The 26,782-nt window shown below is 70.9% G+C and carries 22 protein-coding genes and 4 pseudogenes; 7 read left to right on the forward strand and 19 right to left on the reverse strand.

Annotated elements, in window-relative coordinates:
• Positions 1-29: 29 nt before the first annotated feature.
• From ABD369_RS25870 to ABD369_RS25890, 5 genes and pseudogenes are all read right to left on the reverse strand, one after another.
• On the reverse strand, positions 30-1,400 hold the full coding sequence (locus ABD369_RS25870) for an NAD(P)/FAD-dependent oxidoreductase (RefSeq protein WP_344638944.1): 1,371 nt from the start codon (positions 1,398-1,400) through the stop codon (positions 30-32).
• Positions 1,390-1,599: a ferredoxin gene (locus tag ABD369_RS25875; RefSeq protein WP_344638945.1), complete on the reverse strand. Its 210-nt coding sequence runs from the start codon at positions 1,597-1,599 to the stop codon at positions 1,390-1,392. Before ABD369_RS25875 ends, ABD369_RS25870 begins: the two co-directional genes overlap by 11 nt.
• A 70-nt stretch (positions 1,600-1,669) precedes the next feature.
• On the reverse strand, positions 1,670-1,942 hold the full coding sequence (locus tag ABD369_RS25880) for a hypothetical protein (protein WP_344638946.1): 273 nt from the start codon (positions 1,940-1,942) through the stop codon (positions 1,670-1,672).
• 115 nt (positions 1,943-2,057) lie between these two features.
• Positions 2,058-4,071 (reverse strand): annotated as a pseudogene (locus tag ABD369_RS25885) (phosphate acyltransferase).
• A gap of 167 nt (positions 4,072-4,238) precedes the next feature.
• A complete protein-coding gene (locus ABD369_RS25890) occupies positions 4,239-6,590 on the reverse strand; it encodes a phosphoketolase family protein (RefSeq protein ID WP_344638965.1) in 2,352 nt (783 codons plus the stop codon).
• A gap of 341 nt (positions 6,591-6,931) precedes the next feature.
• Here ABD369_RS25890 and ABD369_RS25895 point away from each other — a divergent pair, with 341 nt between their 5' ends.
• The 3 genes from ABD369_RS25895 to ABD369_RS41250 all read left to right on the forward strand — a co-directional run bounded on the left by ABD369_RS25895 (position 6,932) and on the right by ABD369_RS41250 (position 9,176).
• A complete protein-coding gene (locus ABD369_RS25895; protein ID WP_344638947.1) occupies positions 6,932-8,284 on the forward strand; it encodes an NAD(P)H-dependent glycerol-3-phosphate dehydrogenase in 1,353 nt (450 codons plus the stop codon).
• Positions 8,242-8,796, forward strand: a complete 555-nt coding sequence (locus ABD369_RS25900) for a transposase (RefSeq protein WP_344638948.1) — start codon at positions 8,242-8,244, stop codon at positions 8,794-8,796. The genes ABD369_RS25895 and ABD369_RS25900 overlap by 43 nt, the downstream gene beginning before the upstream one ends.
• A 158-nt stretch (positions 8,797-8,954) precedes the next feature.
• Positions 8,955-9,176, forward strand: a complete 222-nt coding sequence (locus tag ABD369_RS41250; RefSeq protein WP_425557771.1) for a glycosyl hydrolase family 65 domain-containing protein — start codon at positions 8,955-8,957, stop codon at positions 9,174-9,176.
• A gap of 32 nt (positions 9,177-9,208) precedes the next feature.
• Here the strand turns inward: ABD369_RS41250 and ABD369_RS25905 are convergent, their stop codons facing one another.
• The 3 genes and pseudogenes from ABD369_RS25905 to ABD369_RS25915 form a co-directional block, all read right to left on the reverse strand.
• Positions 9,209-9,853: a carbonic anhydrase gene (locus ABD369_RS25905; protein ID WP_344638949.1), complete on the reverse strand. Its 645-nt coding sequence runs from the start codon at positions 9,851-9,853 to the stop codon at positions 9,209-9,211.
• A gap of 168 nt (positions 9,854-10,021) precedes the next feature.
• Positions 10,022-10,420 (reverse strand): DUF2267 domain-containing protein, encoded by a 399-nt coding sequence (locus ABD369_RS25910; RefSeq protein WP_344638950.1) that lies wholly within the window; start codon positions 10,418-10,420, stop codon positions 10,022-10,024.
• Between the two features lie 53 nt (positions 10,421-10,473).
• Positions 10,474-10,575: pseudogene (locus ABD369_RS25915) on the reverse strand (DUF2267 domain-containing protein); the annotation flags it as partial.
• A 151-nt stretch (positions 10,576-10,726) separates the two neighbouring features.
• Between ABD369_RS25915 and ABD369_RS25920 the strand changes: the two are divergent.
• The 3 genes from ABD369_RS25920 (at position 10,727) to ABD369_RS25930 (ending at position 15,059) form a co-directional block, all read left to right on the forward strand.
• Positions 10,727-11,182, forward strand: a complete 456-nt coding sequence (locus tag ABD369_RS25920; RefSeq protein ID WP_344638951.1) for a hypothetical protein — start codon at positions 10,727-10,729, stop codon at positions 11,180-11,182.
• 516 nt (positions 11,183-11,698) lie between these two features.
• The gene (locus ABD369_RS25925) at positions 11,699-14,470 is read left to right on the forward strand and encodes a cation-translocating P-type ATPase (RefSeq protein ID WP_344638952.1); all 2,772 of its coding nucleotides are present in this window, start codon (positions 11,699-11,701) and stop codon (positions 14,468-14,470) included.
• 271 nt (positions 14,471-14,741) lie between these two features.
• Positions 14,742-15,059 carry a hypothetical protein gene (locus tag ABD369_RS25930; protein ID WP_344638953.1) on the forward strand — a complete coding sequence of 106 codons (318 nt, stop codon included), beginning with the start codon at positions 14,742-14,744 and terminating at the stop codon, positions 15,057-15,059.
• A gap of 158 nt (positions 15,060-15,217) precedes the next feature.
• Here the strand turns inward: ABD369_RS25930 and ABD369_RS25935 are convergent, their stop codons facing one another.
• The 3 genes and pseudogenes from ABD369_RS25935 to ABD369_RS25945 form a co-directional block, all read right to left on the reverse strand.
• Positions 15,218-17,488 carry a coiled-coil domain-containing protein gene (locus ABD369_RS25935; RefSeq protein WP_344638954.1) on the reverse strand — a complete coding sequence of 757 codons (2,271 nt, stop codon included), beginning with the start codon at positions 17,486-17,488 and terminating at the stop codon, positions 15,218-15,220.
• Positions 17,489-18,079: 591 nt separating this feature from the next.
• Positions 18,080-18,268, reverse strand: a pseudogene (locus ABD369_RS25940) (ATP-binding protein); the annotation flags it as partial.
• A gap of 62 nt (positions 18,269-18,330) precedes the next feature.
• Positions 18,331-18,542 (reverse strand): annotated as a pseudogene (locus tag ABD369_RS25945) (hypothetical protein); the annotation flags it as partial.
• On the opposite strand from ABD369_RS25945, the gene ABD369_RS41555 reads away from it, so the two are divergent.
• Entirely contained in the window at positions 18,527-18,655 is a 129-nt protein-coding gene (locus ABD369_RS41555; protein ID WP_486327291.1) for an Arm DNA-binding domain-containing protein, read from the forward strand. The pseudogene ABD369_RS25945 and the gene ABD369_RS41555 overlap by 16 nt on opposite strands.
• An 818-nt stretch (positions 18,656-19,473) precedes the next feature.
• Here the strand turns inward: ABD369_RS41555 and ABD369_RS25950 are convergent.
• The 8 genes from ABD369_RS25950 to ABD369_RS25985 all read right to left on the reverse strand — a co-directional run bounded on the left by ABD369_RS25950 (position 19,474) and on the right by ABD369_RS25985 (position 26,452).
• Positions 19,474-19,752 (reverse strand): alpha/beta fold hydrolase, encoded by a 279-nt coding sequence (locus ABD369_RS25950; protein ID WP_344638955.1) that lies wholly within the window; start codon positions 19,750-19,752, stop codon positions 19,474-19,476.
• A 44-nt stretch (positions 19,753-19,796) separates the two neighbouring features.
• Positions 19,797-20,357, reverse strand: a complete 561-nt coding sequence (locus ABD369_RS25955; protein ID WP_344638956.1) for an alpha/beta hydrolase — start codon at positions 20,355-20,357, stop codon at positions 19,797-19,799.
• A gap of 113 nt (positions 20,358-20,470) precedes the next feature.
• Positions 20,471-21,166 (reverse strand): MBL fold metallo-hydrolase, encoded by a 696-nt coding sequence (locus tag ABD369_RS25960; protein WP_344638957.1) that lies wholly within the window; start codon positions 21,164-21,166, stop codon positions 20,471-20,473.
• Positions 21,163-21,729, reverse strand: coding sequence for a LeuD/DmdB family oxidoreductase small subunit (locus ABD369_RS25965; RefSeq protein WP_344638958.1), 567 nt, complete (start codon positions 21,727-21,729; stop codon positions 21,163-21,165). Before ABD369_RS25965 ends, ABD369_RS25960 begins: the two co-directional genes overlap by 4 nt.
• Positions 21,726-22,685: a 3-isopropylmalate dehydratase large subunit gene (locus tag ABD369_RS25970; RefSeq protein WP_344638966.1), complete on the reverse strand. Its 960-nt coding sequence runs from the start codon at positions 22,683-22,685 to the stop codon at positions 21,726-21,728. Before ABD369_RS25970 ends, ABD369_RS25965 begins: the two co-directional genes overlap by 4 nt.
• A gap of 292 nt (positions 22,686-22,977) precedes the next feature.
• Positions 22,978-23,793: an isocitrate lyase/PEP mutase family protein gene (locus tag ABD369_RS25975; RefSeq protein WP_425557769.1), complete on the reverse strand. Its 816-nt coding sequence runs from the start codon at positions 23,791-23,793 to the stop codon at positions 22,978-22,980.
• 71 nt (positions 23,794-23,864) lie between these two features.
• Positions 23,865-25,298, reverse strand: coding sequence for an MmgE/PrpD family protein (locus tag ABD369_RS25980; RefSeq protein WP_344638960.1), 1,434 nt, complete (start codon positions 25,296-25,298; stop codon positions 23,865-23,867).
• A 98-nt stretch (positions 25,299-25,396) separates the two neighbouring features.
• Positions 25,397-26,452 (reverse strand): Lrp/AsnC family transcriptional regulator, encoded by a 1,056-nt coding sequence (locus ABD369_RS25985; RefSeq protein WP_344638961.1) that lies wholly within the window; start codon positions 26,450-26,452, stop codon positions 25,397-25,399.
• Between the last annotated feature and the right edge of the window lie 330 nt (positions 26,453-26,782).

Raw genomic sequence — 26,782 nt, forward strand, 5'->3', positions numbered from 1 at the left:
GGGCTCCTCGTGGTTGGGCGGGATGTGGGTCAGGTGGGCTGGACCACGGTCAGTCGGCGGTCGGGCAGGTGGCCGGTGAGCGCGACGGTGGGGCCGTGGGAGAGAGCCTTCGGATCGGGCACGTCGGAGGGGAGCGGGATCTCGGCCGCGAGCGGGCGGTCGGACGCGCCGGGCGCGGGTGGGAAGGGGGCGGCGGTCTCGATCAGGTGCGTGTAGTAGTCGAGTGACTTGGCCATGTCGACGGTGACCGCGGCGGTGACCCGGCCCTGGTAGCCGTAGACCATCGCCAGGCGACGCTCCTCCAGCGTGCCTTGGGCGATGACCACGTGGTCGGAGAAGGTGGGCACGCCCACGGACTTGATGTTGAGCCCGAACTGGGCCGACCAGAACGTCGGGAGGGCGAGGTGGGGGCGGCGCAGGGGTCCGGGATTGACCATGTTGTGGGCGGCCACCTCGGCCTGCGCGACCGCGTTGCCCCAGTGTTCCAGGGAGAGCATCTGGTAGCCGAACAGTGGGTGGGGGAAGCGGGAGACGTCACCGGCCACGAAGACGTCGTCGGTGACGATGCCGTACATGTCGAAGGCCCGGCACCCGGCGTCGCAGGCGATCCCGCGCGGGCCTGCCGCCAGTCCGGAGTCCGCCAGCCATTCGACGTTGCGGACCGCCCCCAGAGCCGCGACGCACACGTCCGCCTCCACACGGCTGCCGTCGGACAGGTCCGCACCGGTGAACCGGCCGTTCCCGTCGCCGCGCAGGGCGGTGACGGTAACCCCGCAGCGCAGGTCCACCCCGTTGTTGCGCTGCATGGCGGCCGCGAGCTTCGACAAGGTGCCGCCGAGCGCGCCCACCAGGGGGGCGGGGCCGCGTTCGGTGACCGTGACGTCGAGACCGCGTTCCCGGCAGGCCGAGGCGATCTCCGAGCCGGTGAAGCCCCCGCCGATCACCAGCACCCGCCGCGGCCCCGCGGCCAGCCGCTCGGCCAGCCCGGCGGCGTCCTCGCGGGTACGCAGCGTGAACACTCCGTCCAGGGCGGCCTCCTCCGCCTTGGGCCAGGGCCTGGCCCGGGTGCCGGTGGCGATCAGCAGCCGGTCGAACGGCAGCGACTCGCCGTCGGCCAGCACTACTCGCTTTTTGAGAGGGTCCAGGCCGGTGGCACGGACTCCGAGCCGCCAGTCGGCGTCCGGGTCCCGGCGCATCGGCAGAGCGGTGGAGTCCGCCGGGACCTGGCCGAGCAGGACCTGCTTGGACAGCGGCGGTCGGTCGTAGGGCGGATGGGGCTCGTCCCCGACCATGGTCAGTGAGCCGGTGAAGCCCTCCTCGCGCAGCGCCTCGGCGGCCCGCAACCCGGCCAGCGACGCGCCGACGATGACGATCCGGCCTTCTCGAAGGTCAGCGGCCACCGGGGCTCACCTCCTTGCCGAGGAGGATGGCCTGGACCGGGCACGCCGCCGCGGCCTGGCGCACGCGCTCCAGCTGGTCGTCGGGAACGGCCGGGGTGTACAGGAGCCCCTCCTGCCCGTGCAGCTGGAACACCTCCGGCGCGAGGAACACGCACTGCGCATAGCCCTGGCAGCGTGTGAGGTCCACAACGATCTGCATCCCATTACTCCCTCCGTCACCCCCTTCGTTCCAGCGTGGGGGATGAACCGGACCTCCGCATGGCTACGGGTCATCCCCGGCGAGAAGGGCCGGGGAGCGGAGAGCCGTCGACCATCGACACCTGCTCCCCGGCGTTGGCGACCACGGACGCCCTCGCCGTGAGGTACGAGCAGCCATCAGGGCGATGACCTGTCGTCTCCGCAATCAGGTGCATGAGACTGTTGTGGCGGTCGTGGCCGTCGGCGCCGTCCTCGTCGAACCCGTAGTCGCCGCACGCGAGGGACCGGAAGCCCAGATACTGGTCGACCGGCGAGGCCACGGCGTAACCGCTGCTTGGATCCATGGGTGCCGTCCTCCTCGCGACGTTGCACCGCGCCACACACGCGCTTCACCTACGGCCGCGACCGCGCGGCCGTCCCTCAGTTCCAGCTCGGTCGCCCCCGTCGGCGCCGCGGACCTCAACGTGTCGACGGGCCGGGCTCTGGGTTCCGCCCCTGTGCCTGGATCGCGGTGATGGCGACGGTGTTGACGATGTCCTGGACGAGGGCGCCGCGTGACAGGTCGTCGACCGGCTTGCGCAGTCCTTGCAGCACCGGTCCGATGGCGATCGCGCCTGCCGAGCGCTGGACGGCTTTGTAAGTGTTGTTGCCCGTATCGAGGTCCGGGAATATGAGCACGGTGGCGTGGCCCGCCACCTTCGAGCCGGGCAACTTGGTGGCCGCTACCCCGGGGTCCACCGCGGCGTCGTACTGGATCGGGCCCTCGACCGGCAGCCGGGGACAGCGTTCGCGGATGATCGCGGTCGCTTCTCGCACCTTAGTCGACGTCCGCGCCCGCCCCGGAGGTCCCGGTGGAGTAGGACAGCATCGCCACCCGCGGCTCGATGTGGAACTGCGCGGCGGTCTGTGCCGACTGGATGGCGATGTCGGCCAGCTGTTCCGCGTTCGGATCCGGGTTGATCGCACAGTCGCCGTATACCAGTACCTGATCGGGCAGGCAGATGAAGAAGACCGAGGAGACGATCGAGACGCCCGCCGCCGTCTTGATGACCGGTCGTGGGCCATCGCGAGGGTGATGCCCTTGGGGGCGCGGAGCTTGGCGTAGGTCTGTGCGAAGGACTCGCGCGGTGGCGTGTGCTGCGGATCGACGATCCGGCAGATGGCGCCCTCTTCGTGTTCCCCGGCCTCGAGGTCGAGGTGGATGCCGAGGTCGGCGGCCCGCTTGCGGACTGCGCTCTCCTCACCGAGGAGCATGAGATCGCAGACGTTACGGCGCAGCAGCACGCCGGCGGCGCGCAGGATGCGCTCCTCGGTGCCTTCGGGTAGCACGATGTGGCGGCGGCTCGAGCTGGCCCGTTCGTCAGTTGGTGTTCGAACATCATCGGCGTGACTCTGGTGCTGCGGGTCATGGACAGGCGGCGAGTGAGTTCACGGGTGTCGACGTGCGTCTCGAACAGTCCGAGCGCGACCTCTGCCTTGCGGGGGGGTGGCCGCGGTCAGCTTGCCTTCCGGGGTGGACAACGCGGTGGCCGTCGGGAAGGAGCGGCTGGCCACCGAAATCACCGGTGTGCCGGGTGCCAGTCGGTCGGCGAGTGTCATGATGTCGGGTCCCGGTCGCTGTCCCAGGGTGAGCAGTATTCCGGCGATCGCGGGGGCGCCGGCCGAGTGCGGCCAGCGATCCGACGACGAGGTCGGATCGGTCGCCGGGGGTGATCACGAGGCAGCCGGGACTCAGCGCGGGCAGCAGGGTGGGCAGCGTCGCGCCGCCGAAGACGTAGTCGAGTGCGCTGCGGGCGAGCCCGGTGTCGTTGCCGAGAAGTACCTCGCCGTTGAGTGCCTGGACCACTTGGGCCACGGTGGGGGCGGCGAGTGAGGCGTCCTCGGGCAGGATGTAGACCGGCACCGGCAGGCGCCCTTTGAGACGCTCGGCGACCTGTGCGGCGCAGTCGGGGGCGACCCGGTTGGCGATCACGGCGACGACGTCGCGGTGCTGCGCGGTGAAGGCGAGGTGCGCGTTGTGCATCTCGGTGACGACTGAATCGGCGCTCTGGCGCATGCCGCCCACGACGATGAGCACGCAGGCGCCGAACTCGTTCGCGAGGCGGGCGTTGAGTGTCAGCTCTGCGGGCAGTCGGGTGTCGTGGTAGTCGGAGCCGAGGACGAGCACGACCTCGTGCTCGCGGGCGACGGCGTGGAAGCGGTCGACCAGGCGGGAGACCAGCTCGTCGGTGCCGTGTTCGGCCTGGAGCGATGCGCCGTGTGGGTAGCTCATGCCATGGGCGGTGGCCGGGACCTGGGAGAGCCGGTAGCGGGAGCGCAGCAGGTCGAACAAGTGGTCGGGGCCCTCACGGGTCAAGGGGCGGTACACGCCCACCCGCGCTACGTGGCGGGTGAGCAGCTCCATCATTCCCAGGTCGACGACCTCGCGGCCGTCACCGCGTCCGACGCCGGTGATGTACACGCTGCGGGTCACGCCCCTACTCCGTCCTCGACCAGGCTGGTCTGCTGCCACGGGTAGTTGTTGTCGTACCTTCTCGTCGGACCTGTCGTGAACGGTCGGCGGTGGTCAGGGCCGGGCCGGGCATCGCGCGGTGCGGACGCGGTGGCGTACCGGGGATCGCGCGGATCGGACGCGAACGGTCAGTGCGGCCATGTCCATTCGGCGACCTCGGGTAGGTCGACGCCGTGTTCGCGGATCCAGGAGTGGTGGCGGGTGCGCACGTCGGTCATCTGTTGGCGGACGATCGCGGCGCGTACGGCGAGGCCGGGGACGCGGTCGATGACGTCCATGACGAGGCGGTAGCGGTCGAGGTCGTTGCGGACGACCATGTCGAAGGGTGTGGTGGTGGTGCCCTCTTCTTTGTAGCCGCGTACGTGCAGGTGGGGGTGTCCGGTGCGGCGGTAGGCGAGGCGGTGGATGAGCCAGGGGTAGCCGTGGTAGGCGAAGATGACGGGTTTGTCGCGGGTGAAGAGGGAGTCGTACTCGTTGGCGGGCATGCCGTGCGGGTGCTCTTCGGCGGGCATGAGGCGGGCGATGTCGACGACGTTGACCACCCGTACCGTCAGGTCGGGCAGGTGGCGTCGGATCAGGTCGGCGGCGGCCAGGGTTTCCTGGGTGGGTACGTCGCCGGCGCAGGCCAGCACGACGTCCGGCTCCCGGGTGCCGTCCTCGTTCCCGGCCCACTCCCAGATTCCCGCGCCGCGCGCGCAGTGCTCCCGGGCCTCGTCCAGGGTGAGCCAGTCGAAGCACGGCTGCTTGCCGGCGACCACGACGTTGACGTAGTCGCGGCTGCGCAGGACGTGCTCGGCGGTGGCCAGCAGGGTGTTGGTGTCCGGCGGCATGTAGACCCGCACCGCTTCGGGGCTCTTGTTGAGGACGTGGTCGACGAAGCCGGGGTCCTGGTGCGAGAAGCCGTTGTGGTCCTGGCGCCAGACGTGCGAGGTGAGCAGGTAGTTGAGCGAGGGGATGGGGGCGCGCCAGGGCAGGCGGCGGGTGGTGCGCAGCCACTTGATGTGTTGGTTGACCATCGAGTCGACGATGTGGATGAACGCCTCGTAGCAGGAGAACAGGCCGTGCCGGCCGGTCAGCAGGTAGCCCTCCAGCCAGCCCTGGCAGGTGTGTTCGGAGAGGATCTCCATCACCCGCCCGTCGCGTGTCAGGTGTTCGTCGGTGGGCAGCACCTCGGCCTGCCATGCCTTTCCGGTGGCCTGGTACACGGCCTGCAGGCGGTTGGAGGCGGTCTCGTCCGGGCCGACGAGTCGGAAGTCGCGGCGCTCGGCGGTGTCCGCCATGACCTGTTCCAGCAGGTCGCTGAGGACACGGGTGGGTTCGTGCAGGCTGGTGCCGGGCTTGTCGAGGTCGACGGCGTAGTTCTCCAGCGGCGGCACGGGTAGTTCGCGGGTGAGCAGTCCGCCGTTGGCGTGCGGGTTGGCGCCCAGGCGGCGCTCGCCCTCGGGCAGGCAGGCGAGCACCTGCTGCCGGGGGCGGCCGTGTTCGTCGAACAGCTCCTCGGCACGGTACGAGCGCAGCCACGACTCCAGTAGCCGCAGGTGGTCGGGGTTGTCGCGTACTTCCGCCAGCGGGACCTGGTGGGCGCGCCACGTTCCCTCCACCGGCACGCCGTCCACCTCGTGCGGGCCCGTCCAGCCCTTCGGGGTGCGCAGCACGATCATCGGCCAGCGCGGCCGTGCCGTGACGGCCTCGGTGCGGGCGGCGCTCTGGATGGCGGCGATCGTGGTGAGTGCCCGGTCCATGGCGGCGGCCATGTCCTGGTGCACCGTGTGTGGGTCGTCGCCGGTGACGTGGATCGGTTCGTGACCGTAGCCCTGCAGCAGTTCGTCGAGCTCCGCCTGGGGGATGCGGGCGAGCACGGTGGGGTTGGCGATCTTGTAGCCGTTCAGTTGCAGGATCGGCAGCACCGCGCCGTCGTGGACGGGGTCGAGGAACTTGTTGGAGTGCCAGGAGGCGGCCAGCGGGCCGGTTTCCGCCTCGCCGTCGCCGACCACGCAAGCGACCAGCAGGTCGGGGTTGTCCAGCGCGGCGCCGTAGGCGTGGGAGAGGGAGTAGCCCAGCTCCCCGCCCTCGTGGATCGAGCCGGGCGTCTCCGGGGCGACGTGACTGGGTACGCCACCGGGGAAGGAGAACCGGCGGAACAGCTTCGCCATGCCGGCCTCGTCGCGGGTGATGTCCGGGTAGGTCCGGGTGTAGCTGCCGTCCAGCCAGGAACCGGCGAGCACGGCAGGTCCCCCGTGGCCGGGGCCCCAGACGCAGATGGCGTTCAGATCGCGGACCTTGATCACCCGGTTGAGGTGGGTGTAGACGAGGTTCAGCCCCGGTGAGGTACCCCAGTGGCCGAGCAGCCGGGGTTTGACGTGCTCGGGACGCAGCGGCTCGCGCAGCAGCGGGTTGGCCAGCAGGTAGATCTGCCCGACCGCGAGGTAGTTCGCGGCACGCCACTGGGCATCGACCTCGGCGAACTCCCGGTCATCCAGCGGCGCGGACGGGGATGCGCCGTTGTCGGGTTCGGGGTGCACGGAGAACCTCCCGGCCAGGAGATGGTGATTGCCGTTCGACCCTGCACGGGGGAATCTCCAGTCTTTCAGCCGCGTCGGTGCGGCGCACGCGGGGCGAACGGGTCGACCGCTGCTCTCGCACTCTGCCGCGTTGCCGCTCGGGTGGCTTCAGGCGGTCGTCCCCGGACTGCGTTTGAGTCGCCCTGCTCGCCTGCTCAGCCTGGCGGTATGCGCACGCCGCGGATGACGGTGGTCGGCGCCGGTTCCTGGGGAACCGCCATCGCGTCGCTCGCCGCCCGCAATGGTCCGGTGCTGGTCCGGTGCTGTTGTGGGCGCGGGAGCCGGGACTGGCCGAGCGGATCACCGCAGCGCACGAGAACCCAGACTACCTGCCGGGCCAGCCGTTGCATCCGGAACTGCGGGCAACGGCGGTGCTGTCCGATGCCGCCGAGCAGGCGGACGTGGTCGTGATGGCCGTGCCGACGCACGCGTTCCGGCAGGTCCTGGCGGAGCTGACGCCCCGAGTCCGCCCCTGGATCCCCGTGGTGAGTGCCGCCAAGGGCTTCGAGGAGCACACCAACAAGCGGATGACCGAGGTGATCACGCAGGAGCTTCCCGGCCATCCCGCCGGCGTCTTGTCCGGGCCGACCCTGGCGAAGGAGGTGCTCGAGGGGCTGGCCGCTGCGGCGGTCCTGGCGATCCCTGATCTGTCCGTCGCGCAGCGCCTGATGCGCACGAGCCGCTTCCGGGTGTACACGGCTACCGACGTGATCGGTGTGGAAGTCGGCGGCGCGGTCAAGAACGTCGTTGCGATCGCCGCCGGGATGGCGGACGGTCTGGGGACCGGGGACAACACCCGGGCTCTGGTGATCAGCCGAGGGGTTGCCGAGATGACCCGTCTGGGGGTCGCGATGGGCGGGAGTCCGGACTTCGAGGCGATGCTGTGGCGCCTGGAGGCAGACCCCAGGCTGCGCTCTCCGGTGGCCGCATTGGAGGTCCTCGACCGCACGCCCGACCGGGACCGGTTCCTGGCCGCGCACGAGTGGGCCACCCGGATCCTCCCCCGAGCCTGGATGCGCGTCGTGGACACGCCGCTGCGCCTGGGCAACCCCCTCTGGGCCGTGGACCCGAACTTCGACCTGAGCTTCCACGTCCGGCGCCAGCTCCTGCCGACACCGGCGACGTTCGAACAGGCGCTGCGGGTGTGCCAGACGGTCGTCAGCGAGCCCTTCGACCCGGCTCGACCGCCGTGGCAGGCATTGCTGATCGAGGGCCCGGACGGGGGGCCGGCCGTCTACCTGCTCAAGACGCACCACAGCCTCACCGACGGGCTCGGCGGCATGCAGATGCTGGCCCTGCTGCACAGCCGTCGGCGTAGACACGCCTCACACAAGTGGCAGTGCGAGCCGCCCGTGGGTGAGCCGATCGGATCGTGGGGTGCGCTGCGCGAGCAGGTGAACGGCGGCGTGCGCGCCGCATCCGCCCGGCTGGCGGCCGCAGTGCTGCACGCGCCCCGGACACTGGCCGCCCTCGCGACCCGCCCCACCGACGCGGCAGGCGGGTTATCGCCGCCGCGATCAGCGCGATCGGCGAGGACGCCTGGACACCGATCCGCTACCCCGAGGCGTTCGTGGACCCGGACACCGGCGAGCTGGTCTCCGACGCCGAGGTAGCCGAGACCCGCTACACCGCGTTCTCCGGACGCAAGAAGGCCGAACAGACCACCGCTCGCCTGATCGTGCGCCGGGTCCGCCGCCGGGGCGCCGAAGCAGCCGCCGGACAGGGCGAGTTGTTCACCACCTGGCGCTACCACCCCGTGTTCACCGACAGCCCGTTCACCATGCTGCAGGCCGAGCTCCACCACCGGCAGCACGCCACGATCGAGCAGGTCATCGCGGACGGCAAGGGATCAGTACTGGCTCACCTGCCCTCCGGCAATTTCCAGGCGAACAACGCATGGCTGACCCTGTGGGCCATCGCCCACAACCTGCTGCGGGCCGCCGGAGCCCTCGCCGGGACCTTCCACGCGAGGGCCACCACCGGAACCCTGCGCGATCACCTGATCCACGTCCCGGCCCGCATCGCCCGCCCGGCCAGACGGCTGACGCTCCATCTGCCCGGCCATTGGCCCTGGCAGCACGCGTTCACCGACCTCTTCAACGCCGCCCACCCACCACCGGTCTGATCAACAACCTGACCACCAGCCCGACAGGGCCCGACCGGAGCAGACGTGGAAGAGCTGGGCAGACCAGCGGACACCCCACGCCCTCTACCCAGTCACCCCCAACCAGACCCCGGACGTGATCATTCTCGAATCACCTCGGTGGATTCGGGCCCAGCCGACTGGCCTTCTCGGTACAGGTCCGGCAGCGATGCCTGCGGGTCGAGATCACGCGCACACAGGCCTCATACACCCTGACGGAGGGAGAACCGATCCAGATCCAGCACTGCGGACAGACCGTGACCGTACGCTGCGGCAACGTGGAAACCCGCCCCCTCAAGCCGCCCACCGCCCTGCCAGAACCCTCCCAGCCACCGGGACGCCGGCCCGAGCGCCCCCACTGACGGCCGCTCCGCACCTGCGGGAACGCTGAGGATCACGCCGCTGCGGTGTCGACCGGCAGGTCCAGCCCGAGGGCGGTGACCAGGTGGGCGGTGCCGTCGACCAGGCGGTAGGACAGGCCGACCACCGCGGCCCGGCCGCCGTCGACCGCCTCGGCGAGGGTGCGGGAGCGATCCAGCAGCAGGTCGACGGTGTGCCGGGTGTGTTCGGCTACGAAGTCCGCGTCATCGGTGTGCCCGGCGGCGCGGGTGGCCAGGACGCTGGGGGTCACCCGCTCGATCACGTCCCGCACGTAGCCGTCCGCGGTGGTGCCCTCCTCGACGGCGGCCCTCGTCGCGGCGACCGCGCCACAGGAGTCGTGGCCGAGCACCACGACCAGGGGGGAGCCGAGCACGCTCACGCCGTACTCGATGCTGCCGAGCACCTCCGGCCCCATGACGTGTCCGGCGGTGCGGACGACGAACAGGTCGCCCAGCCCCCGGTCGAAAATGATCTCGGCTGCCAGGCGGGAGTCGGAGCACCCGAACAGCACCGCGAACGGGTTCTGCGCGGGGGCGGTCTCGGTGCGGCGCGCGGCGTCCTGGTTCGGATGCTCGGGCGAGCCAGTGACGAACCGCTGGTTGCCGGCCAGCAACAGCTCGAAGGCTTCGGCGGGAGTGGGGGCCAGGATGTCAGTCATGACCGCAGACTACGGCCCACTCCGTAACGCCGCGCGATCGGCTCTGCCCGCCGGCCGTCACGGGCGACGGTGCGGCCTGGTGGCTGCGTGCCCGGGTACGGACGCCGGCGGTCACCGGGGCCCGCTCGCCCTCAATGGCCAGCGCCGCCAGCCGGGCCGGGCGTCTTCTCAGGCGGCGGCGGTGAGGTCGGCTCGGCCGAACAGGAGCGCGTAGCCGCGGGGCAGGTGGGCCAGGAGGCGGTCGGTGAGCTGATCGCCTGCGAGGGTGGTGAGGGCGGCAAGGACGGAGGAGACGTCCCAGCGGGCGTTGGTGAGGCTGGTGTTCAGGGTGCAGGCGACGGCTTCGACGAAGGCGGGGGCCGTGGCCGGTTCGGGCAGGGGGACCTGGGCGGTGAAGGTGGCGCGGGAACGGTCGGGGAGGACGGCGGCCAGCTCGCAGCGTTCGTCGCCGGTGAGTTGGGAGCCGAGGGCGGTCAGGACCGCGTCCAGGGCGCGTTCGGCTTCCTGGTCAGTGATGTAGCGGCCTGCGGTGCGGACCTGCTTCAGGAGGTGGCGCTGCCGTGTCATGGCGGTGGCTTTCCGGGTGGGCCGGCCGCGCGGTGGCGGCGGCGCGGTGCGGGTCAGGATCGGTGGCCGGATTCGGGGCGGCCGAAGAGGAGCTCGTAGCCGGGAGGCAGTTGGAGCAGGATGCGCCCCATGAGGTCGGCGTCGGCGGCGTCCGACTCCTCCCAGTTCTGATCGGGTCAGGCGTCCGTGAGCCGCTCCGGCGCGTGGAGGACGGCATTGACCGCCGGAGCAGGAGGCTCTCCCCTGAACCGGTCAGATCGACTGGGCCGCATCCGGGGCATCATGACGACAGGAGGAGTAGCCAGGATGGGAACCGGATTCCGCCCGCGAACAGGCGAAGGCATGTCGCTGCTCGGCATCCTGCTCCTCCTGCTACTGGAGATCATCACTCTCTGCATCGCCCCGGTCGAGGACCGTCCGCTGGTCGGCGGCACCCTCATCGGCGCCGCAGCCGCAGCGTTCGTCACCACCGCGGCGGTCCTGCATCACTCCCGTCGAACCGTTCGAGAGGCCCGCCGCCCACTGCCGGAGGTCACGGACGGCGATTGGTTCAGCCGCCAGGATCTCGAGGGATTCCCGATGGAGGCCGTCCGACCGCTTCTGCGCGCTCCGGATGCGCCAAGCCTCAACCGGCTGTACGTCGCGTGGCTCTTCGCGACGCAAGGCCATGACGTCCCGTGGCTCATTCATCACCTCGACCTTCCGGCCGAGGCGGCCGATGTGCTCGTGAACGCCGCCCGCTCGTCGCCCAACACGAGTTAGCCAGTGACGAACGAGCTGGTGCGGCGTTGCTGTGCCTTCGGTGGGGCCAGTGCAGCCGCGCAATCGTTTACACGGTAGCCGGGCAGGGGACCCAGGGGCGGCCAGGTCCTTGGTGGATCATCGTCGCCGTTCGCTTTCGTCTTGCTCGGCTCGGCTTGCCCTGCCGTTTCCAGCGCCTGAGAACGGGAGTGCGACGCCTGGGCCAGCGTGTCCAAAAGCCTGCGCCCCCATGGTCGACACGCAGAGTAGCCTGTCGAACACGCGGGCCCTCTTCGGAGTGCCCTGCCTCGCCCGCCGGTTCAACAGCTGGGACGCTGCCTTCCGAAACGCGGTCACCGCTTCGGATCCCCAGCCGGGCCCCCGAAAGTTGTCGATTACTCCTGGAGGAATCCTTGAACCTCGACCGTACTTCGGGGGAGATCGCTCCCCCGGCGTGGGCTGCGCAGCCTGCCCCGGCCCGAGGCTGCGCAGGGTGCCTGACGAACGTCGACCTCACGATCACCGGCGGGGTGAGGCATGTCCGATGCGAGTGAGGCCCAGGCGAGCGTGCAGTCTCTGGCGGAGCCCGTTCCCGACGAGCCGCCGGACCTGCTCCTGCATCATCTGCACACCTCCCGGCGGGGCCTGTCCGCGCGGGAGGCGGCGCGGCGGTTGCTGCAGTACGGACCGAACGAACTGCGGCGGCGGGGCGGACGCCGGTGGCCGGGTGAGCTCGCGCGGCAGGTGACACACCCGCTGGCGTTGCTGCTGTGGGTGGCCGCCGCGCTGTCGTACGCGGTGGGCAGCCGCAACGTGGCCATCGCCGTGGTCCTGGTGATCGTGCTCAACGCCCTGTTCGCCTTCGTCCAGGAACTCCAGGCCGAGCGCGCCGTAGAGGCACTGGCGCGCTACCTGCCGCCGCACGTCACGGTGGTCCGCGACGGCGAGCCGGCGGTCATCGACGCGCGACAACTCGTGCCCGGCGACATGGTGGTCATCGAGGAGGGTGTGCGGATCGCGGCCGACGTCCGCCTGCTCTCCGGTGCCGTCGACGTCGACATGTCCACCCTCACCGGGGAGTCGGTCCCGGTGCTGCGCTCCGCCGAGCTCACCGACCTTCGCGCCCACCGCCTCGACGCACCGGACCTCGTCTTCAGCGGCAGCACCTGCACCGGCGGCGAGGCCCGGGGCGTGGTCTTCGCCACCGGCATGCACACCCAGCTCGGCCGCATCGCCGCACTGTCCGAACGGGTCAAGGAGCGCCCCAGCCCCCTGGAGGCACAGGTACGGCGCGTGGCGTGGCTGATCGCCTTCATCGCCATCGCCATGGCGATCGCCTTCGTCCCCATCGCCGTGTTCGGCGCCGGCCTGTCCATCAGGAACAGCGTCGTCTTCGCGGTCGGCCTGCTCGCCGGCAACGTCCCCGAGGGACTGCTGCCCGTCATCACACTCGCGCTGGCCGTCGCGGTCAGAGCCCTGGCCCGTCGCGGCGCCCTGGTCAAACGCCTCAGTGCCGTGGAGACCCTCGGCTCCACCGACGTCATCTGCACCGACAAGACCGGGACCCTCACCGAGAACCACATGCGGCCCGCGACGACTTGGACCACGACCGCCCAAGCCGACCTGCGCTCCGGCGCCCCCTCGGGTGAGCCGGACCCCACCCTCGCCATCCTCGCCGCCGCCGCCGCGGCCTGCAACAACGCCGCCCTCGGCACGAACGGCCACGGCGACACCGGCGATCCGACCGAGGTGGCCGTGCTCGCCGCCGCCCGCCTCCTGGGCGCCGACGTGGACCCGGACACCCGCACCCGCCGTCGCCGCCACGCCTACGTCTTCGAACCGCAACGCAAACTCATGTCGACCCTCGACACCGGACCCGCCGACCGCGACTGGCTGCACACCAAGGGCGCCCCGGAAGCCGTCCTGCCGCGGTGCGAGACCCGGCTCGCGCCGGACGGCGAACAGGTCGCCCTCACGGAGGAGGAACGGATCAGGGTCACCGTCCAAGTCGAGGCGTTCGCGAACCAGGGGTTACGGGTCCTCGCCTTCGCCCGCCGCGCCCTGCCGCCCGGTCAGCCACCGCCTCCCAGGGAGGAGGCCGAGACCGAGCTGTGCTTCCTCGGTCTGGTCACCATGCTCGACCCACCCCGCCCTGGGACCGTCGAGGCGGTCGCCCGCTGCCACACCGCCGGCATCCGCATCATCGTCATCACCGGCGACCACCCCCTCACCGCCAAGGCGGTCGCACGCCAGGTCGGCGTCGGCGGCGACCAGCCGACCGTGGTCAACGCCCAAGCCCTCGGGCACCTGCACGAAAAACAGCTCGACGACGTCCTTGCCGGCGAACGAGAACTCGTCTTCGCCCGCTCCTCACCCGAAGCCAAGCTCCACATCGCCGAGCTCCTACGCGCCCAAGGCCACGTCGTCGCCATGACCGGCGACGGCGTCAACGACGCACCGGCCCTGCGCAGCGCCGACATCGGCGTCGCCATGGGACGCTCCGGCACCGACGTCGCACGCGAGGCATCGACCATGATCCTCACCGACGACAGCTTCACCAGCATCGTCGCCGCCATCGAGGCCGGGCGACAGGTCTACGACAACGTCCGCAAGTTCATCGTCTACATCTTCGCCCACGCCACCCCGGAGGTCGTCCCGTTCCTCGTCTTCGCCCTCGGCGGCGGAGCCGTACCGCTGCCCCTGACCGTCCTGCAACTGCTCGCCTTCGACGTCGGAACCGAAACCCTGCCCTCCCTCGCCCTGAGCCGCGAGCCCATGGAGCCCGGCACCATGACCAGACCACCGCGCCCGCACACCGAACCGGTGATCCGCGGTCCCATGCTGGTGCGCGCCTGGCTGTTCCTCGGCGTGATCGTCGCAGCCCTGCAGATGGCCGGCTTCTTCGCCGTCCTCATCGCCGGCGGCTGGCACCCCGGCGCCCCCGTCGGCCCCGGAAGCGAGCTGCACCACGTCTACCAGCAGGCCACCACCATGAGCTTCCTCGGCATGATCGCAGGCCAGATCGGAACCGCCTTCGCCGTACGCACACAACACGCGTCCCTGCGCTCGATCGGCATCACCAGCAACCCCCACCTGCTGGCGGCCATAGCGGCTGAACTCGTCCTCGCCGCGGCCTGCGTCTACGCCCCACCCCTGCAATCCCTCCTCGAAACCGCCGCCCTCCCCGCCCACAACCTGGTGCTGCTCCTGCCCTACCCCGTGATCGTGTGGGGCGCCGACGAACTACGCCGCTGGCTGATGCGCCGCCGCACCGCCGCCACCGAATCCGGAACCGCACCGGCGGCGTGAACCTCCCACGGTCCGGTCGGACCCGCGCCCTGATCATCCGCCTGGCCAGCGAGAAGCCCTCGTGGGGGTGGCGCCGAATCCACGGCGGACTCGCCGCCCTCGGTACCGTGACAGCCTCCTCGGCGTTGGCACGGCTGTGAGACGCTTCTCTGCTGCCTGCGGCCCACTCCCACCACCCCGGCCTGCCCAGGGCACGGCGAGATGCGATGCGCAGCACCACGCGGGATCCTGCACGTGAGGGCAACAGCAGACCCGAGGGAGGCGAGGGCGGATGACGCCGACCGTCCCCCGGGGCACTTTGCACCTCTACCTGGGTATCGCCCCCGGAGCGGGGAAGACGTACGCGCTGCTGGCCGAGGGCCGCCGGCTCATGGAGGCGGGCGATGACGTCGCGGTCGGCGTCGTCGAGCTGCACGAGCGTGAGGACACCGCCGCACAACTCGACGCCCTGGAACTCGTCCCGGCCCGCCGCATGCGCTACCGCGGCACCGAGTTCGACGAGATGGACCAGGCCCCTGGGACATCATGGGCCGGGGCGCGGAATCGGCGTTCCTCGGCGTGCACGCGGGCCACCCGGGCTTCGCCATGATGGCCCTGGACGGCAGCGTGTTCGTCTGTGCCTCGACGGGCGAGACCGGCATCGATGTGCTCGCGGTGCGCCGCCCGGCACGCTCGGAGAACATCCTGCGACAACTGGAGTGGATCGCCCGTCATGACGCTGGCCGGCCCGGCGCCCGCCGAAGGGGCTCAGAGCTGCCGCGCCTGCTCCCGCTCGGCCTCGGCGGCGAGGTACACCTCGTTGATCACAGCCCGCAGGTACGGCGTCCCGTGCATCCGGCCGGCCCCGGTGTGGGCCTGGTAGAGGCGTAGCGCCATCAACTCCCAGAGCGGCTCGCGTGCGCGTACCAGCTCGCGCAGCTCCCGGTGCAGCTCGGCCGTGGGCGCCTTCGGCCGCGCGGCCTTCGGGACGGATCCCTCGGAGGTGGTCTCCACCTCCCAGCGGCCGACGCTGTCGACCACGACCAGGCCGGGTCCCTCGACCCAGCGCTCGCCGCGTGCCTCGCCGATCCCGTTGGCGACCAGATCCGCGGCGAGGCCGCCGAGGAACCCGCCGAAGCGCGGCGACCGCCGCTCGCCGGCGGCGTCGACGTACCCGATGTAGGAGTTCTCGTCCTTCGCCAGCGCCTGCGCGCGCAGCAGGCGCGCACCGCGTCCCGTGCAGCGCAGTACCACGGGGCCCTGCCCGCGCAGCCTGCCGGTGACCTCGGGCGCCTCGGTGGTGGGCGCCAGCCGCAGCGTCCACTTCGCCTTGGGATCGCAGGCGACCTTCAGGTGGGTGATCCCGATGGGCAGCAGGAAGACACCCTGGGCGGTTCCGGTGAGCTTCTTGCCCTCGAAGCTCTCGGTCGCGGCCTCGGTGCGGCTCACGAAGTCAAGATGCGAACGGTCGCCGAGGAACGAGAGGTCCTCGGTCGGCGGGCGCACGGAGAACTCCACCAGGGCCGGGCGGCCGGGCTCGGGGCGGTCCACCAGCACTTCGGCCGGTCCGGTGCCGCGGAAGCGGAACCGGGCGGCGGAGCTGGTCGGGTGCCGTTCCCAATCGGGCCTGGCGAGCTCGTCCGGTGTGGCCAGCTCCAGCGGGACCGGCTCGCCTCGACGCAGCGCTATCAGCCGCACCAGCGCCGCGCGTCCGTCGCCGAGCGCCGCGAAGACGCGGCGGGCGCGGTGCCCGCCTGGGGTGCGCAGCGCCGCTTCGGCCGCCGCCAGGGCGAGCCACGCGTCCCGCCGCTCCGCGGCGATCGCCGCGGCTTCGGCCGTGGCGGCCGCCCTGTCCTCCGGGGGAGCCGTCTCGGCCAGCTGTCTGCGAAAGCCGGCGACGGCGTCGGTCAGTTCGGTCGTCTCCGCGCGAACGCCGGCCAGCTCGCCGAGGGCGCTGCGGCCCTGCTGGAGCGCCTGGGCGACCAGCTGCTTGCGGTCCGGCTCGCCGCCGCGCGCGGCCGCTGCGGCGACCTGGAGCGCGGCGTCGACGCGGTCGACGCCCGCCGCCAGCACCGGGTCGGCCGCGCACTGCGCCTCGGACGGCCGGGCCAGGGCCATATCGCGCTGGAAGGAGGCGATATCGCGGCTCAGCTTCCGGGACAGCTGCCTCGCCTCGTCGGCCAGCTTGGCCTGTTCCCGCTGCCGCTCCTTCCGGTCGCGCTCCAGCTGCCGGGTGGCGTTCTCCCGGGCCGCTTCAAGTGTGCGCAGCCCAGCGTCGCCGTTCCTGACCGAGGCGCGCACTGCGGGAAGCCGCTCGCCCGGCACGGTCGCGGCCGCGGCCGCCGCGGCGCGGTGAAGCGCCTCCTCGACTTGGCGGATCGCGTCGAGCAGCTGCTCCGGGAGCGCGACGCCGTCCTCGGGCTCCGCCGGGAGGAGGCCCGCGCGGGCCAGGTCCAGCCGTTCGCGCAGCGCGCCGATCAGCGCGGCCATGGTCCGCTCCTCGGTGTGCCGCCGGTTCACCTCGTCCAGCGCGGTGCGCGCGGCGCCCAGCGCCGAGGCCACCGTCTGGGCGCGGTCGCTCGCGAACCAGGCCGCCACTTCGACAGCGCGCGCCACTGCCGTCTCGGCGCGGGTGAGCGCCGCTTCGGCGACGGGGTCGGCGGCGGGCAGGCGGCAAGCGGCAAGGGCCTCGCGCAGCGTGTTGATCGGGGCCCACAGCCGTGCCTCCTTCCGACGCAGCTCGGCGAACCGGCGCAGCGCCTGCCGGCCCGGGTGCAGTTCCGCGAGGACGGCCCGGCGCTCCGCCGCCCGGCGCAGATCCGCGGTGGCCGCGCGGTCCAAGGCGTTCTGGTACGCCGTCCGGGCCCGGTCCAGGAAGTCCGCGGCGATCAGGTCGGCCTCGGTGACGGGCCGCGCGTCCCCGACCCCGTCGCCCGGTTCACCCTCGGTCGCCTCACACAGCTCCGCGCCGAACGCGCGCAGCGCCTCACCCACCGCGGCGGCCGACACCGCATCCTCCGCCGACAGTCCCGGCTCCACGAGCTCCGGGCGCTCCACGAGGTCCTGGGGTTCCAAAGACGTCGCGGATTCCAAGGACGTCGGGGACGCTGCGGATTCAGCGGACACCGTGGGGTCGGGCGAGCCCGTCGATCGCCGCCTGCCCCATCGGCCCGTCAGAAACCCGCCACTCATCAGCCGTTCCCCCCGTCGCACGCGACCAGCGCCGCCACCCTACCCACACCGCCGGCCGTGCTCGCCGGGAAGGCCCCGGAGTCCTATCTCAGACACCAGCCGCAAGGTAGCCGGCGGGTAGCTTTTGCGTTGTCAGACGACGTGTTTCCCCACTTCATCGGCGCTCGACATGGACAAGCGGCTCGACCTGCGGCTTTCGGTCAGTGTGCCCCGGCCACGCTCCTCTGAGTCCGCCTCAGCATTGGCGGGCTGAGCGCGTCGGTGGAGGGCAGAACTGACGCATTCCGGCTCGCCTTCCTGCGGGACCAGCCGGGCCGTGTGTCAACGGCCAAATGTTCTCTGGTGGAGGCCAGTTGATCCATGCACTGACGGCCGATTGAGCGCCCCCGGCGGCGGCCAGATACTTCCCCGCCGTTGATGGGTCCGGGAACACCTCAAGGGCATCACGCCCTTGCCGGTGATGGCCTCGGCGAGCCGGAAGCTGTCACCCTGGGTGACGATGACGTGAGCGTGGTGCAGGAGCCTGTCGACGGTGGCGGTGGCCAGGGTCTTGGGCATGATCTCGTCGAAGCCCGAGGGGTGCAGGTTCGAACTGACGGCCAGTGCGCGTCGTTCGTAGGCGGGGTCAGGATGACGCCGTCCGCACGGATGCTGTCGGCGTGCAGGTGCGCTCCGGTGAAGCTCATCCGTCACGGGACTGATGGCGCAAACCGCCGTGCGCACCTTGGAGTCGACGAGTCAGAGCGGTCGGGTCCGGGCGCCAGCGCGTCACGCGCGGCCCGCCAGGCGGGATCCCCGGGGTAGAGCTCGGTGCGGAGGTAGGCCCAAGTGAGCGGACCCCGGCGACCCGCTCAGGGTTCTCGTCCGTGGTCTCGGCGACGTCGTATCTGGAGATCCCACCGGACGTACTGCGTCGACCTCGCCCGGGAGGACGGCAAGCGCCGTACCCGCCGTCGGGGCGGCTTCGCCAGCCGCGCCGAGGCGACCCGCGAGATGAAGCGGGCTGGACGGTGAGCTGCGCGGCGTCTACGAGGACCGCCGCACCACCGTCGCAAGCTACCTGCGAGAGTGGCTGGCGGCGGAGAAGGAGGTGCTCGCGCCGACACCTATGCCGGGTATGCGGATTGCGTCGAGCGCGACCCGATCCCCGCCTTCGGCCGCTACCGGCTCCCCGACCTGCGCCCCAAGCAGATCGACGACCCAGCAGAAAGCCAAGCGTGGCTGCGTCAAGAACAGGAAGCAGCTCGGCCCGTGGTGTCCGCAGCTGTCGCCGGCATGGCACCGACGACGCAGCCGCTCAGGAGCTGAGCCTCCACGCCGACCCTGCCCTTGCCGATAACCTCATCCGTCCTGGTGGGAGCTGGTGAACGATGATTCACCGGATGTCGACCCGTTGCCGAGTCGGCGCTCTGGCGAGACGGCGATTGCCCCGGCATGACACTCGCCGCCGCCCTCGACCGGGCCGATGCCCAGTGGGTCCATCGCTCTGATCCGCCAGCTGAAAGCCTCAGGGGGGGTCTGTCCAGCGACGGCTCTGTCTCACATCCGGTGGTGACGTTGTGTCACTGTCTGGACTGTCGTGGCCTCGGAGTGCTCATCGTCGCCGTCGTAGCTGGTCGGCGGGCCCGTCGCCGCCCGCCGTACGGAAAGCGCACTTGGCCCTGGAAACTGCCCGAGGTCGCCGAGACCGGTCGACCCTGTTGCCCATGGGCAACAGGGTCGACCGGCTACCCGGAATGTCCCTGCAGATCCCCTGGCCTCAGGGCATCCCGGGCCGTCACTGTCAACGTCACCACCGGATGTGAGACAGAGCCGGTCACCGTACAGACCCGTTACTGGCAGGTCTGGACCGCGGCCTGCTCGAGCAGGTTGGTGACCGCACCCGGGTCGGTCAGCATGATCAGGTGCGGACCGTCCACCTCGACGGTGTGCGCGCCCGCCCGCGCGGCCATGAACCGCTCCAGGTCCGGGGAGATGGCGTGGTCACCGGTGGCCACCATGTACCAGGACGGGATCGTCTTCCAGGCCGGCACGCCAGAGGCCTCGGTGACCGAGTCGAGGCTCAGCGGCCGCTGCTCGGCCGCCAGCGCGGCCTCCTGGGACGGCGGCAATTCGTTGTCCAGGAAGACGCTCGGGTACTGGGACGTGGTGATCGTCAGCTCCGTGCCCGTGCCGCCCCCACCTGCGGGTAGGTCGACGGAACCACCGGAACTGCGGGGATCTCCTTGCCGAGCGCACTCCCGTTGAGACCGGCCAGCGAGTCTCCCTGATCCGGCGCGAACGCCGCGATGTAGACCAGGGCCCTGACGTTGGGGTCGCCCTGGACGGCGTTGGTGATCACGGCACCGCCGTAGGAGTGGCCGACCAGGATGATGGGACCGCTGATCCGCTCCAGGACGCTGTGGATGTAGTCCGCGTCCGAGTTCAGGCCGCGCAGCGGGTTCGACGGGGCCACGACCGGGAAGCCGGCCGCCTGCAATCGCTTGACCTCCGGGGTCCAGCCCGAGGCGTCCGCCCACGCGCCGTGTACCAGCACGACCGTCGGCTTCGGCCCCTGCCAGTGCGCGAGAGCCGGGATCCGGGCCGAAACGGCCTGGGCCGAGGTCGAGACCGAGGCGGGGCGGGCCTGGGCGCTCGTGCTGAGCGCCGCCGAAGACGCGCCGACGACCGCGAGCACCGCGGCAACCAGGCCGGCCAACCGAGTGTGACGATTCATGACAGTTGAACTCCCGTTCTTCCAGTGCGACTTCATCGCTTGATCTCTGGCTGATGATGCTGGGCCCGCTGGCAGCAGCGGGAGGTGACCGTGAGCCGGGCCGGCAGGAGCGCTCACTCCGGGAGCGACTCCAGCCACGCGTGGAAGGCCTCGACTTCGTCAGTCCGAGTGAGCGCGGGGCCATGCGCGAAGCCCACGGCGCTGATGTCCGGTGGGAGTCTGCGAAGACTCCCTGCGCGCAGGCCGGGATCCGCGGCGAGGGCGGCCGGCCCGCAGGTGAGCCCGCCGCGGTGGAAGACCGCGTCGCCGACCAGGACGGTGCCGGTGGGCTCGTGCAGGAACGCGAGATGCCCTGGTGAGTGGCCCGGGGTGTGGATGGCGAGCAGCCCGGTACCGTCGACTCGTTCACCGCCGTTGAGGGGCTGGTCCGGGGTGAACGGCTTCCAGTGGAGTTTCGGCAGGCGGTCGAGCATACGGCCGACCGTGCCTGATCGGCCTTCGCGCGGGACGTGTCCGGCCGCCAGCCATGCGTGTTCGGCCGGGTGGGCGAGGATGGCGGCGCCGGTGAGCTCGCGTACGTACGCGGCGCCTTGGACGTGGTCGGGATGGGCGTGTGTGAGCACGATCCGCTTGACGTCGTGGGGTTTGTGCCCGATCTCTTCGATCGCGGTGAGCAGCGGAGGGTGGGCGCTCGCCCAGCCGACGTCGACGAGCGTGAGCCCGTCCTCGCCCTCGACCAGGAACGCGGCGTCGCGGCTGCTGGTGGCGATGCGCCGGACTCCGGGCGCGAGGAGTTGCGCACGGCTCACGCGTCGCCCGACCCGGCGTCGGCGGGGATGATGCCGGAGCGCAGCAGGTCGGCGAGCTCCGGGGGCAGGTAGCCCTGTTCGGCCAGGCGTGGGAGGACGCCACCGGATTCGAGGATCTCGAGGACGAGCGGCGGGAGCGGCTTTGCCTGTCCCGCCGCTCCGGTCGTGTCGTTGCGCCAGACGCCGGTGGCGATGTCGAAGCTGCCGGTGTCGCCGTCGTGGAAGTGCCCTGTGATTCCGGGGGCGGTGAGGGCGGGCAGCCCGGCGTTGACCGCGTTGCGTAGGAAGAGGGAGTTGAACTCCTCGGCGATCAGGGCGGCGACGCCGAGATGGCGGAAGAGCGAGGCGACCGGGCGCGACGAGCCGAGCCCGAAGTTCGTTCCGGCGACGACGATGTCCCCGTGGGTGACGTGCTCCGTCCAGCCGGGGCGCACGTCGTAGAAGACGTGCTTGGCGGCTTCGGGGACGTCCATCCTCATGGCGAAGGCGGGGTACATCGCGTCGGTGTTCAGGCCGTCGCCGAATACCCATACCCGCCCGCTGACTACGGTGGTGCTGCTCATTCGGTCAGGCTCCTGGGGTCGGTGATGACGCCGGCGATCGCGGAGGCGGCGACGGTGGCCGGGGAGGCCATGTAGATCTCTGCTTCGGGGCTGCCCATGCGGCCGGTGAAGTTGCGGGTGCTGGAGGTGATGCAGACTTCGCCGGGGCCGAGGACGCCCATGTGGTAGCCGAAGCAGGCGCCGCACGTCGAGTTGGTGACCACGCCTCCGGCGTCTGCGATGTCCTGTAGGTAGCCTCGGCGCATCGCTTCCCGGTAGACCTGCTGGGAGGCGGGGGTGACGAGGAGTCGTACTCCGTCGGCGACCCGGCGTCCGTACAGGATCTCGGCGGCGACCTTCAGGTCTTCGAGCCGGCCGTTGGCGCAGGAGCCGATGAAGGCTTGGTCGATGCGTCGCGGCTCGATCGTCGAGACGGGAACGCCGTTGCGGCTCACGGTGCCGGGGCGGGCGACGTAGGGTTCGAGCGTGTCGAGGTCGATGCGGCGTACTTCGAGGTAGTCGGCGTCGGGGTCGGGTTCGGCCGGCTGGAAGTCGCTCACGCCGTGCTCGGCGAGGTGGGCGACGAGCCTGTCATCGGCGTCGAAGGTGGCGAAGTCGGCGGAGATCTCGGCGGCCTGGGTGGCGATGGTGCGCCGGTCGCCGATCGGGATGCTCGCCAGGCCCGGTCCACCGAGCTCCAGGTTCTGGTTCGTGGCGTCGCCGTAGGCGTCGGCGATGTACAGGAACACGTCCTTGCCGCTGATCCCGGCCGGCAGCGAGCCGTGGAACTCGTAGCGGACGGTCGGGGCGACCTGGAACCACGTCGTGCCTGTGCACATGATCGAGTAGACCTCGGCTGGGCCGAGTCCGCGGGCGGCAGTGTTGTAGGCGCCGGCCGCGCAGGTGTGCGAGTCGGTGCAGGCGAGCACCTGACCGGGGCGGGCGAGGCCGTTCTCGGCGATGATCTGGTGGCAGATGCCGTGTCTTCCGACGTCGTAGAAGCGCTTGAGCGCCGAAGTCGGCGGCGAACTTGCGGGCTTTCGGCCCGCCTTCGGCGTCCTTGAGCGAAGGCGCGGGGACGGCGTGGTCCATCACGATCGCGATCTTGTCGGGATCGTGGATACGAGAGGGCTGCATCCAGAGGGTGGCGAACTGGAGGTCGATCAGGACGCACATGTCGACGTCCACGGTCACCACGTCGCCGGCGGTCACGCGGGGCAGTCCGGCCTTGCGCGCCAACAGCTTCTCAATCATGGTCATGCCCACGGCTCAGGCCTCCTTCAGGGTCTCGGGCACCCGGTGGCGCTCGCCGATCTCGGACCATTCGGCCAGGCCGACGAGGTTGAAGAACTCCGCGGGCCCGCTCGGAATGAACGGGCCGGCGTCCTTGCCGGCGAGATCGGCGAGCGAGCCGAGCATCGCGAACGCGGCGGCACCGAGAACGGCGGACGGGTGTATGGCGATCGCGTAGCCCAATTCCTGCAGCCGCGCGCTGGACTCGAGCGGTGTCAGGCCGCCGATCACGAGGTTGATGAGCAGCGCGGCCGGGACCTGGGCGGCGATCCGCTCGATCTCGGCGATGTCCTGTGGTGCTTCGACGAAGATGATGTCGGCGCCGGCTTCGGCATAAGCACGTGCGCGCTTGATCGCGGCGTCGATGCCCAGGGGGCCGCGCGCGTCGGTGCGGGCGATGATCAGCAGGTCCTCGTCGGTCCGGGCGTCTCGCGCGGCGCCGAGCTTGAGTACGTACTCCTCGGTGGAGATCAGCTCCTTGTCCGGCAGGTGTCCGCACTTCTTCGGGAACGTCTGGTCTTCGAGCTGGATCGCGGCCACACCGGCGGCCTCGTACTCGCGCACGGTGCGCACGACGTTGAGCGCGGCGCCGTAGCCGGTGTCGGCGTCGGCGATCAGCGGCACGTCGCCGAGCGCGCGTACGAGCATGCGGGCGCGCTCGGCCATCTCGGTCTGGGTGACGAGGCCGATGTCGGGCAGCGCGAAGCCGGATGCGGCGACGCCCGCGCCGGTCATGTACGCGGCGGAGAAGCCCAGGCGGGCGGCAAGCGAGGCTGAGATGCCGTCGAACACGCCGGGGGCGACGATCAGCTCCTTCTCGGCGAGGCGGGCGCGCAGCGCGGCCCGCGATGCGGATGTGCGCGTCATCGGGGATTCCTTGCCTGGTCGAGAGCGCCGATGGCGCGGTCGGCGAGCAGTCGCGCGAGAGTGCGGACGTCGTCAAGGTTCTCCAGGTCCAGCACCGCGCGCTCGATCGCTTCGAGCCGGTCGGCGGAGATGAGCGGTCCGGCCAGGGTGCGGTACTTCGCGATCAGTTCGTCGTTGGTGACGGGATCGTCGGGGCCGCCGTGTACGTGCACGAGCCGCCGGTGCAGCACGGTGCCGTCGTTCAGGGTGATGGTGAGATCGGTGGCGAACCGCTCGTTCGCCGGCCCGTTCTCGATGTCCGGATCGAGCTGCACGTCGACCTTGCCGATCAGGTCCCACACATCGTCCGCGTCCAGGCGCTGCTCGGTGAACTGGCGCGGCGTCACGGCTCCGTCCAGCAGGGCGACGGCGGCTGCGTATCCGAGGTTCATCTGCGCGCCGACCGGGGTCAGCGGGCGTTCGGGCTTCCACCAACCGTGGTGGTAGACGGTGTGACCGACACGAATCTCGATCCGGTCGATCCCGGCCGGGTCGATCCGGTGCTCACCGCGCAGCTCGAGCGCCGCCTGGATGGTCCCGTGCAGCCCGCCTTGGGCCGCATAGGACTTGACCGCGATCAGTTCGGTGTGCCACCGCTCGCCGAGCCCGGCGACGATCTGCCGGGGGTCGGGATCGTGCCCCTCGCCGAACACCGCGAGGTAGCCGCCGTATTCGCGGTCGAAGACCTGCTTGATACCGGTGTAGCCGGCGGCGGCCAACGCGGCCGCGTAGTAGCCGTTGCGCGCGGCGAACCCGTGTTGCATCCGCTTGCTCATCGCCTCGTACTGGGCCGCCATGAGCCCGGCCGACTGGGTGCCGGCCATGCCGAGGGCGTCTTCGAGCCGGCCTGCGTCAAGGCCGCGCAGTACTCCCGCGGTCATCGCCGCCGTGTGAGTGCCGAAGACCGCACCGCTGTGCCAGCCGCGCGAGAGCATCTGCGAGCCGTGCAGCGCCAGCCCCACCCGCGGGCCGACCTCGAATCCGGCGATCGCGGCCGTCAGCGCCTGCGCACCGGTGACCTTGCCGCTGCGGCCTGCGGGCGCCAGCAGGACCGGAAGAATCAGCGAGTTGCTGTGCAGCGGGGCGAGCGGGTGGAAGTCGTCCAGCTCGAAGCCCTGGATGAAGGTGCTGTTGAGCAGGACCGCCGCCGGGGCACTGGTGGCGCACCCGGAGCCGACGACCACTGCTTCGCCCACGCCTTCGAGTTCCAGCACGGCCTCTCTCGCGATCCGCGACCACGGCAGTTGGGCGCCGATCAGGGCGCAGGTGACGCCGTCGAGCAGCAGATGCTTGGCGCGTTCGCGCACACGCTCCGGAACCTGCGCCAGGGTGAGTCCGGCCACCCACCGCGCAAGCGGCCCGGTGACGGCATGCTTCGTCGTGTTGCTCATGGCCCCAGTCAAGCGGCCGCGCCACGACTGGGGACGATCTGGCAGGAAGGAGGCACACCCGCCGTACACCGAGGCGGATCACGACGCCCCGGGCGTGCTCAGTGATGGAAATCTGCGAACGGGGCGGACCACGGGTCGACCGGGACCACCCCGACGGCATGGCCGGCGGCACCAAGCAGCCGCCCCCAGGACTTGACCGGGCGCAGCACGACCGATTCGTCGACGACGACAGTACCGCGGTCGACCTCTGCCAGGCGGGCACGCAGCCGACCGACCTCACCGATCTGGTGCAACTGCGCCATGACCAGCAGGTTGGCCGAGCCGATGGTGGCCAGGGCGATCCTGGTCTCGGGCCATTCGGCGAGTTGCAGGCCGACCTGTTCGACCCGGTCGTGGGGAACGGAGAGCCAGAGCACCAGTTCGGTGGGCCAGCCACCCTCGGGTCGGGCGAAGTCGGTGCGAAAGGTGAGCATGCCGCGGCGAAGCAGGGACTCGGTCTGGCGCCGCACCTGGTGCTCCGGGATACCGAGTTGCCGCGCGAGCTCGCGGTAGCCGACGCGCCCGTCATGCTGGAGCGCCAAGTAGAGCTCGCGCTCCTGGTTGTCGAAGACGAGGGTGCGGGCGGTCTCGGCACGCCCGTCGCCGGCTTCGGTGCCGGTGACCGAGGAGCGCTGGCTGCCGGTGATCGCGCCTAGGCGCCAGCGCGCCCCGCTGAGCCACTGGGTGCCGAGGTGACTGCGGACCCGCAGTGCTCCGGGCACCTCAGGAATGACCTCCAGCAGCAGCATGGTGAGCTTGTCGAGTTCGTCGGCGAGGACGATGGTGTGTACGGCGTACTGGTTACTGGTCAGATACACGCTGATGACCTGCGGCAGGGTCGCGAGCGCTGCCGCGACCGGCACGGCACGGCCGGGATCCGGCTCGATCTCGCACACCGCGCCGGACATCGCCAGCCGAGGGCTCGGGACGGAGGACACCCAGGCCTGTCCAGCCTCGTTCAGACGCCGCCAGCGCCGGGCAACGGTGACCGGCGCGACGCCGAGGGTGGCGGCGAGCTTCTCGAAGCTCGCACGCGGGTTGGCGTGCAGGGCGTCGAGCAGCGCGATGTCCGCCTCGCTCAGGCGACCGTTCGGTATCCGATCCACGCACGCCATTGTGCCCGCCCGCGCCGGGCCCGACAGGGAACCTGACACTGAACGCCATGAACTCCTCGAATCAAGCCAAGTGTCGTTCTCGTCGAGGAACCGCACGCGCTGCTGCAGACCCCACCCGTCCACCATCGCGTCGAAGACGGCTGACGCGAAGTCAAGATGGATGACCCTGGCGGCCAGCATCAGGTGCGCCGCGCCGGGGAGATCCACAGACCTCGTCCCCATGTTGCATCTAACCTCGCGCTTTCACGAGCAGGGCTGTCCGAGGCGTGATCAAAAGACTGAGGAGTGCCGCTGACCTGCGACGATAGGGCTTGTCTAAGGTCCATGTCG

It is taken from the genome of Kitasatospora cystarginea, from assembly GCF_039533515.1.
In the GTDB taxonomy this organism is placed as follows: domain Bacteria; phylum Actinomycetota; class Actinomycetes; order Streptomycetales; family Streptomycetaceae; genus Kitasatospora; species Kitasatospora cystarginea.

What these genes read in the sequence shown, in the direction of transcription:
- ABD369_RS25985 (WP_344638961.1), bottom strand. Translation starts at nt 26,452, where the DNA reads ATGGCGTGCGTGGATCGGATACCGAACGGTCGCCTGAGCGAGGCGGAC.
- ABD369_RS25910 (WP_344638950.1), bottom strand. Translation starts at nt 10,420, where the DNA reads ATGACACGGCAGCGCCACCTCCTGAAGCAGGTCCGCACCGCAGGCCGC.
- ABD369_RS25965 (WP_344638958.1), bottom strand. Translation starts at nt 21,729, where the DNA reads ATGAGCAGCACCACCGTAGTCAGCGGGCGGGTATGGGTATTCGGCGAC.
- ABD369_RS25875 (WP_344638945.1), bottom strand. Translation starts at nt 1,599, where the DNA reads ATGCAGATCGTTGTGGACCTCACACGCTGCCAGGGCTATGCGCAGTGC.
- ABD369_RS25955 (WP_344638956.1), bottom strand. Translation starts at nt 20,357, where the DNA reads ATGAATCGTCACACTCGGTTGGCCGGCCTGGTTGCCGCGGTGCTCGCG.
- ABD369_RS25925 (WP_344638952.1), top strand. Translation starts at nt 11,699, where the DNA reads ATGTCCGATGCGAGTGAGGCCCAGGCGAGCGTGCAGTCTCTGGCGGAG.
- ABD369_RS25930 (WP_344638953.1), top strand. Translation starts at nt 14,742, where the DNA reads ATGACGCCGACCGTCCCCCGGGGCACTTTGCACCTCTACCTGGGTATC.
- ABD369_RS25880 (WP_344638946.1), bottom strand. Translation starts at nt 1,942, where the DNA reads ATGGATCCAAGCAGCGGTTACGCCGTGGCCTCGCCGGTCGACCAGTAT.
- ABD369_RS25905 (WP_344638949.1), bottom strand. Translation starts at nt 9,853, where the DNA reads ATGACTGACATCCTGGCCCCCACTCCCGCCGAAGCCTTCGAGCTGTTG.
- ABD369_RS25920 (WP_344638951.1), top strand. Translation starts at nt 10,727, where the DNA reads ATGGGAACCGGATTCCGCCCGCGAACAGGCGAAGGCATGTCGCTGCTC.
- ABD369_RS25980 (WP_344638960.1), bottom strand. Translation starts at nt 25,298, where the DNA reads ATGAGCAACACGACGAAGCATGCCGTCACCGGGCCGCTTGCGCGGTGG.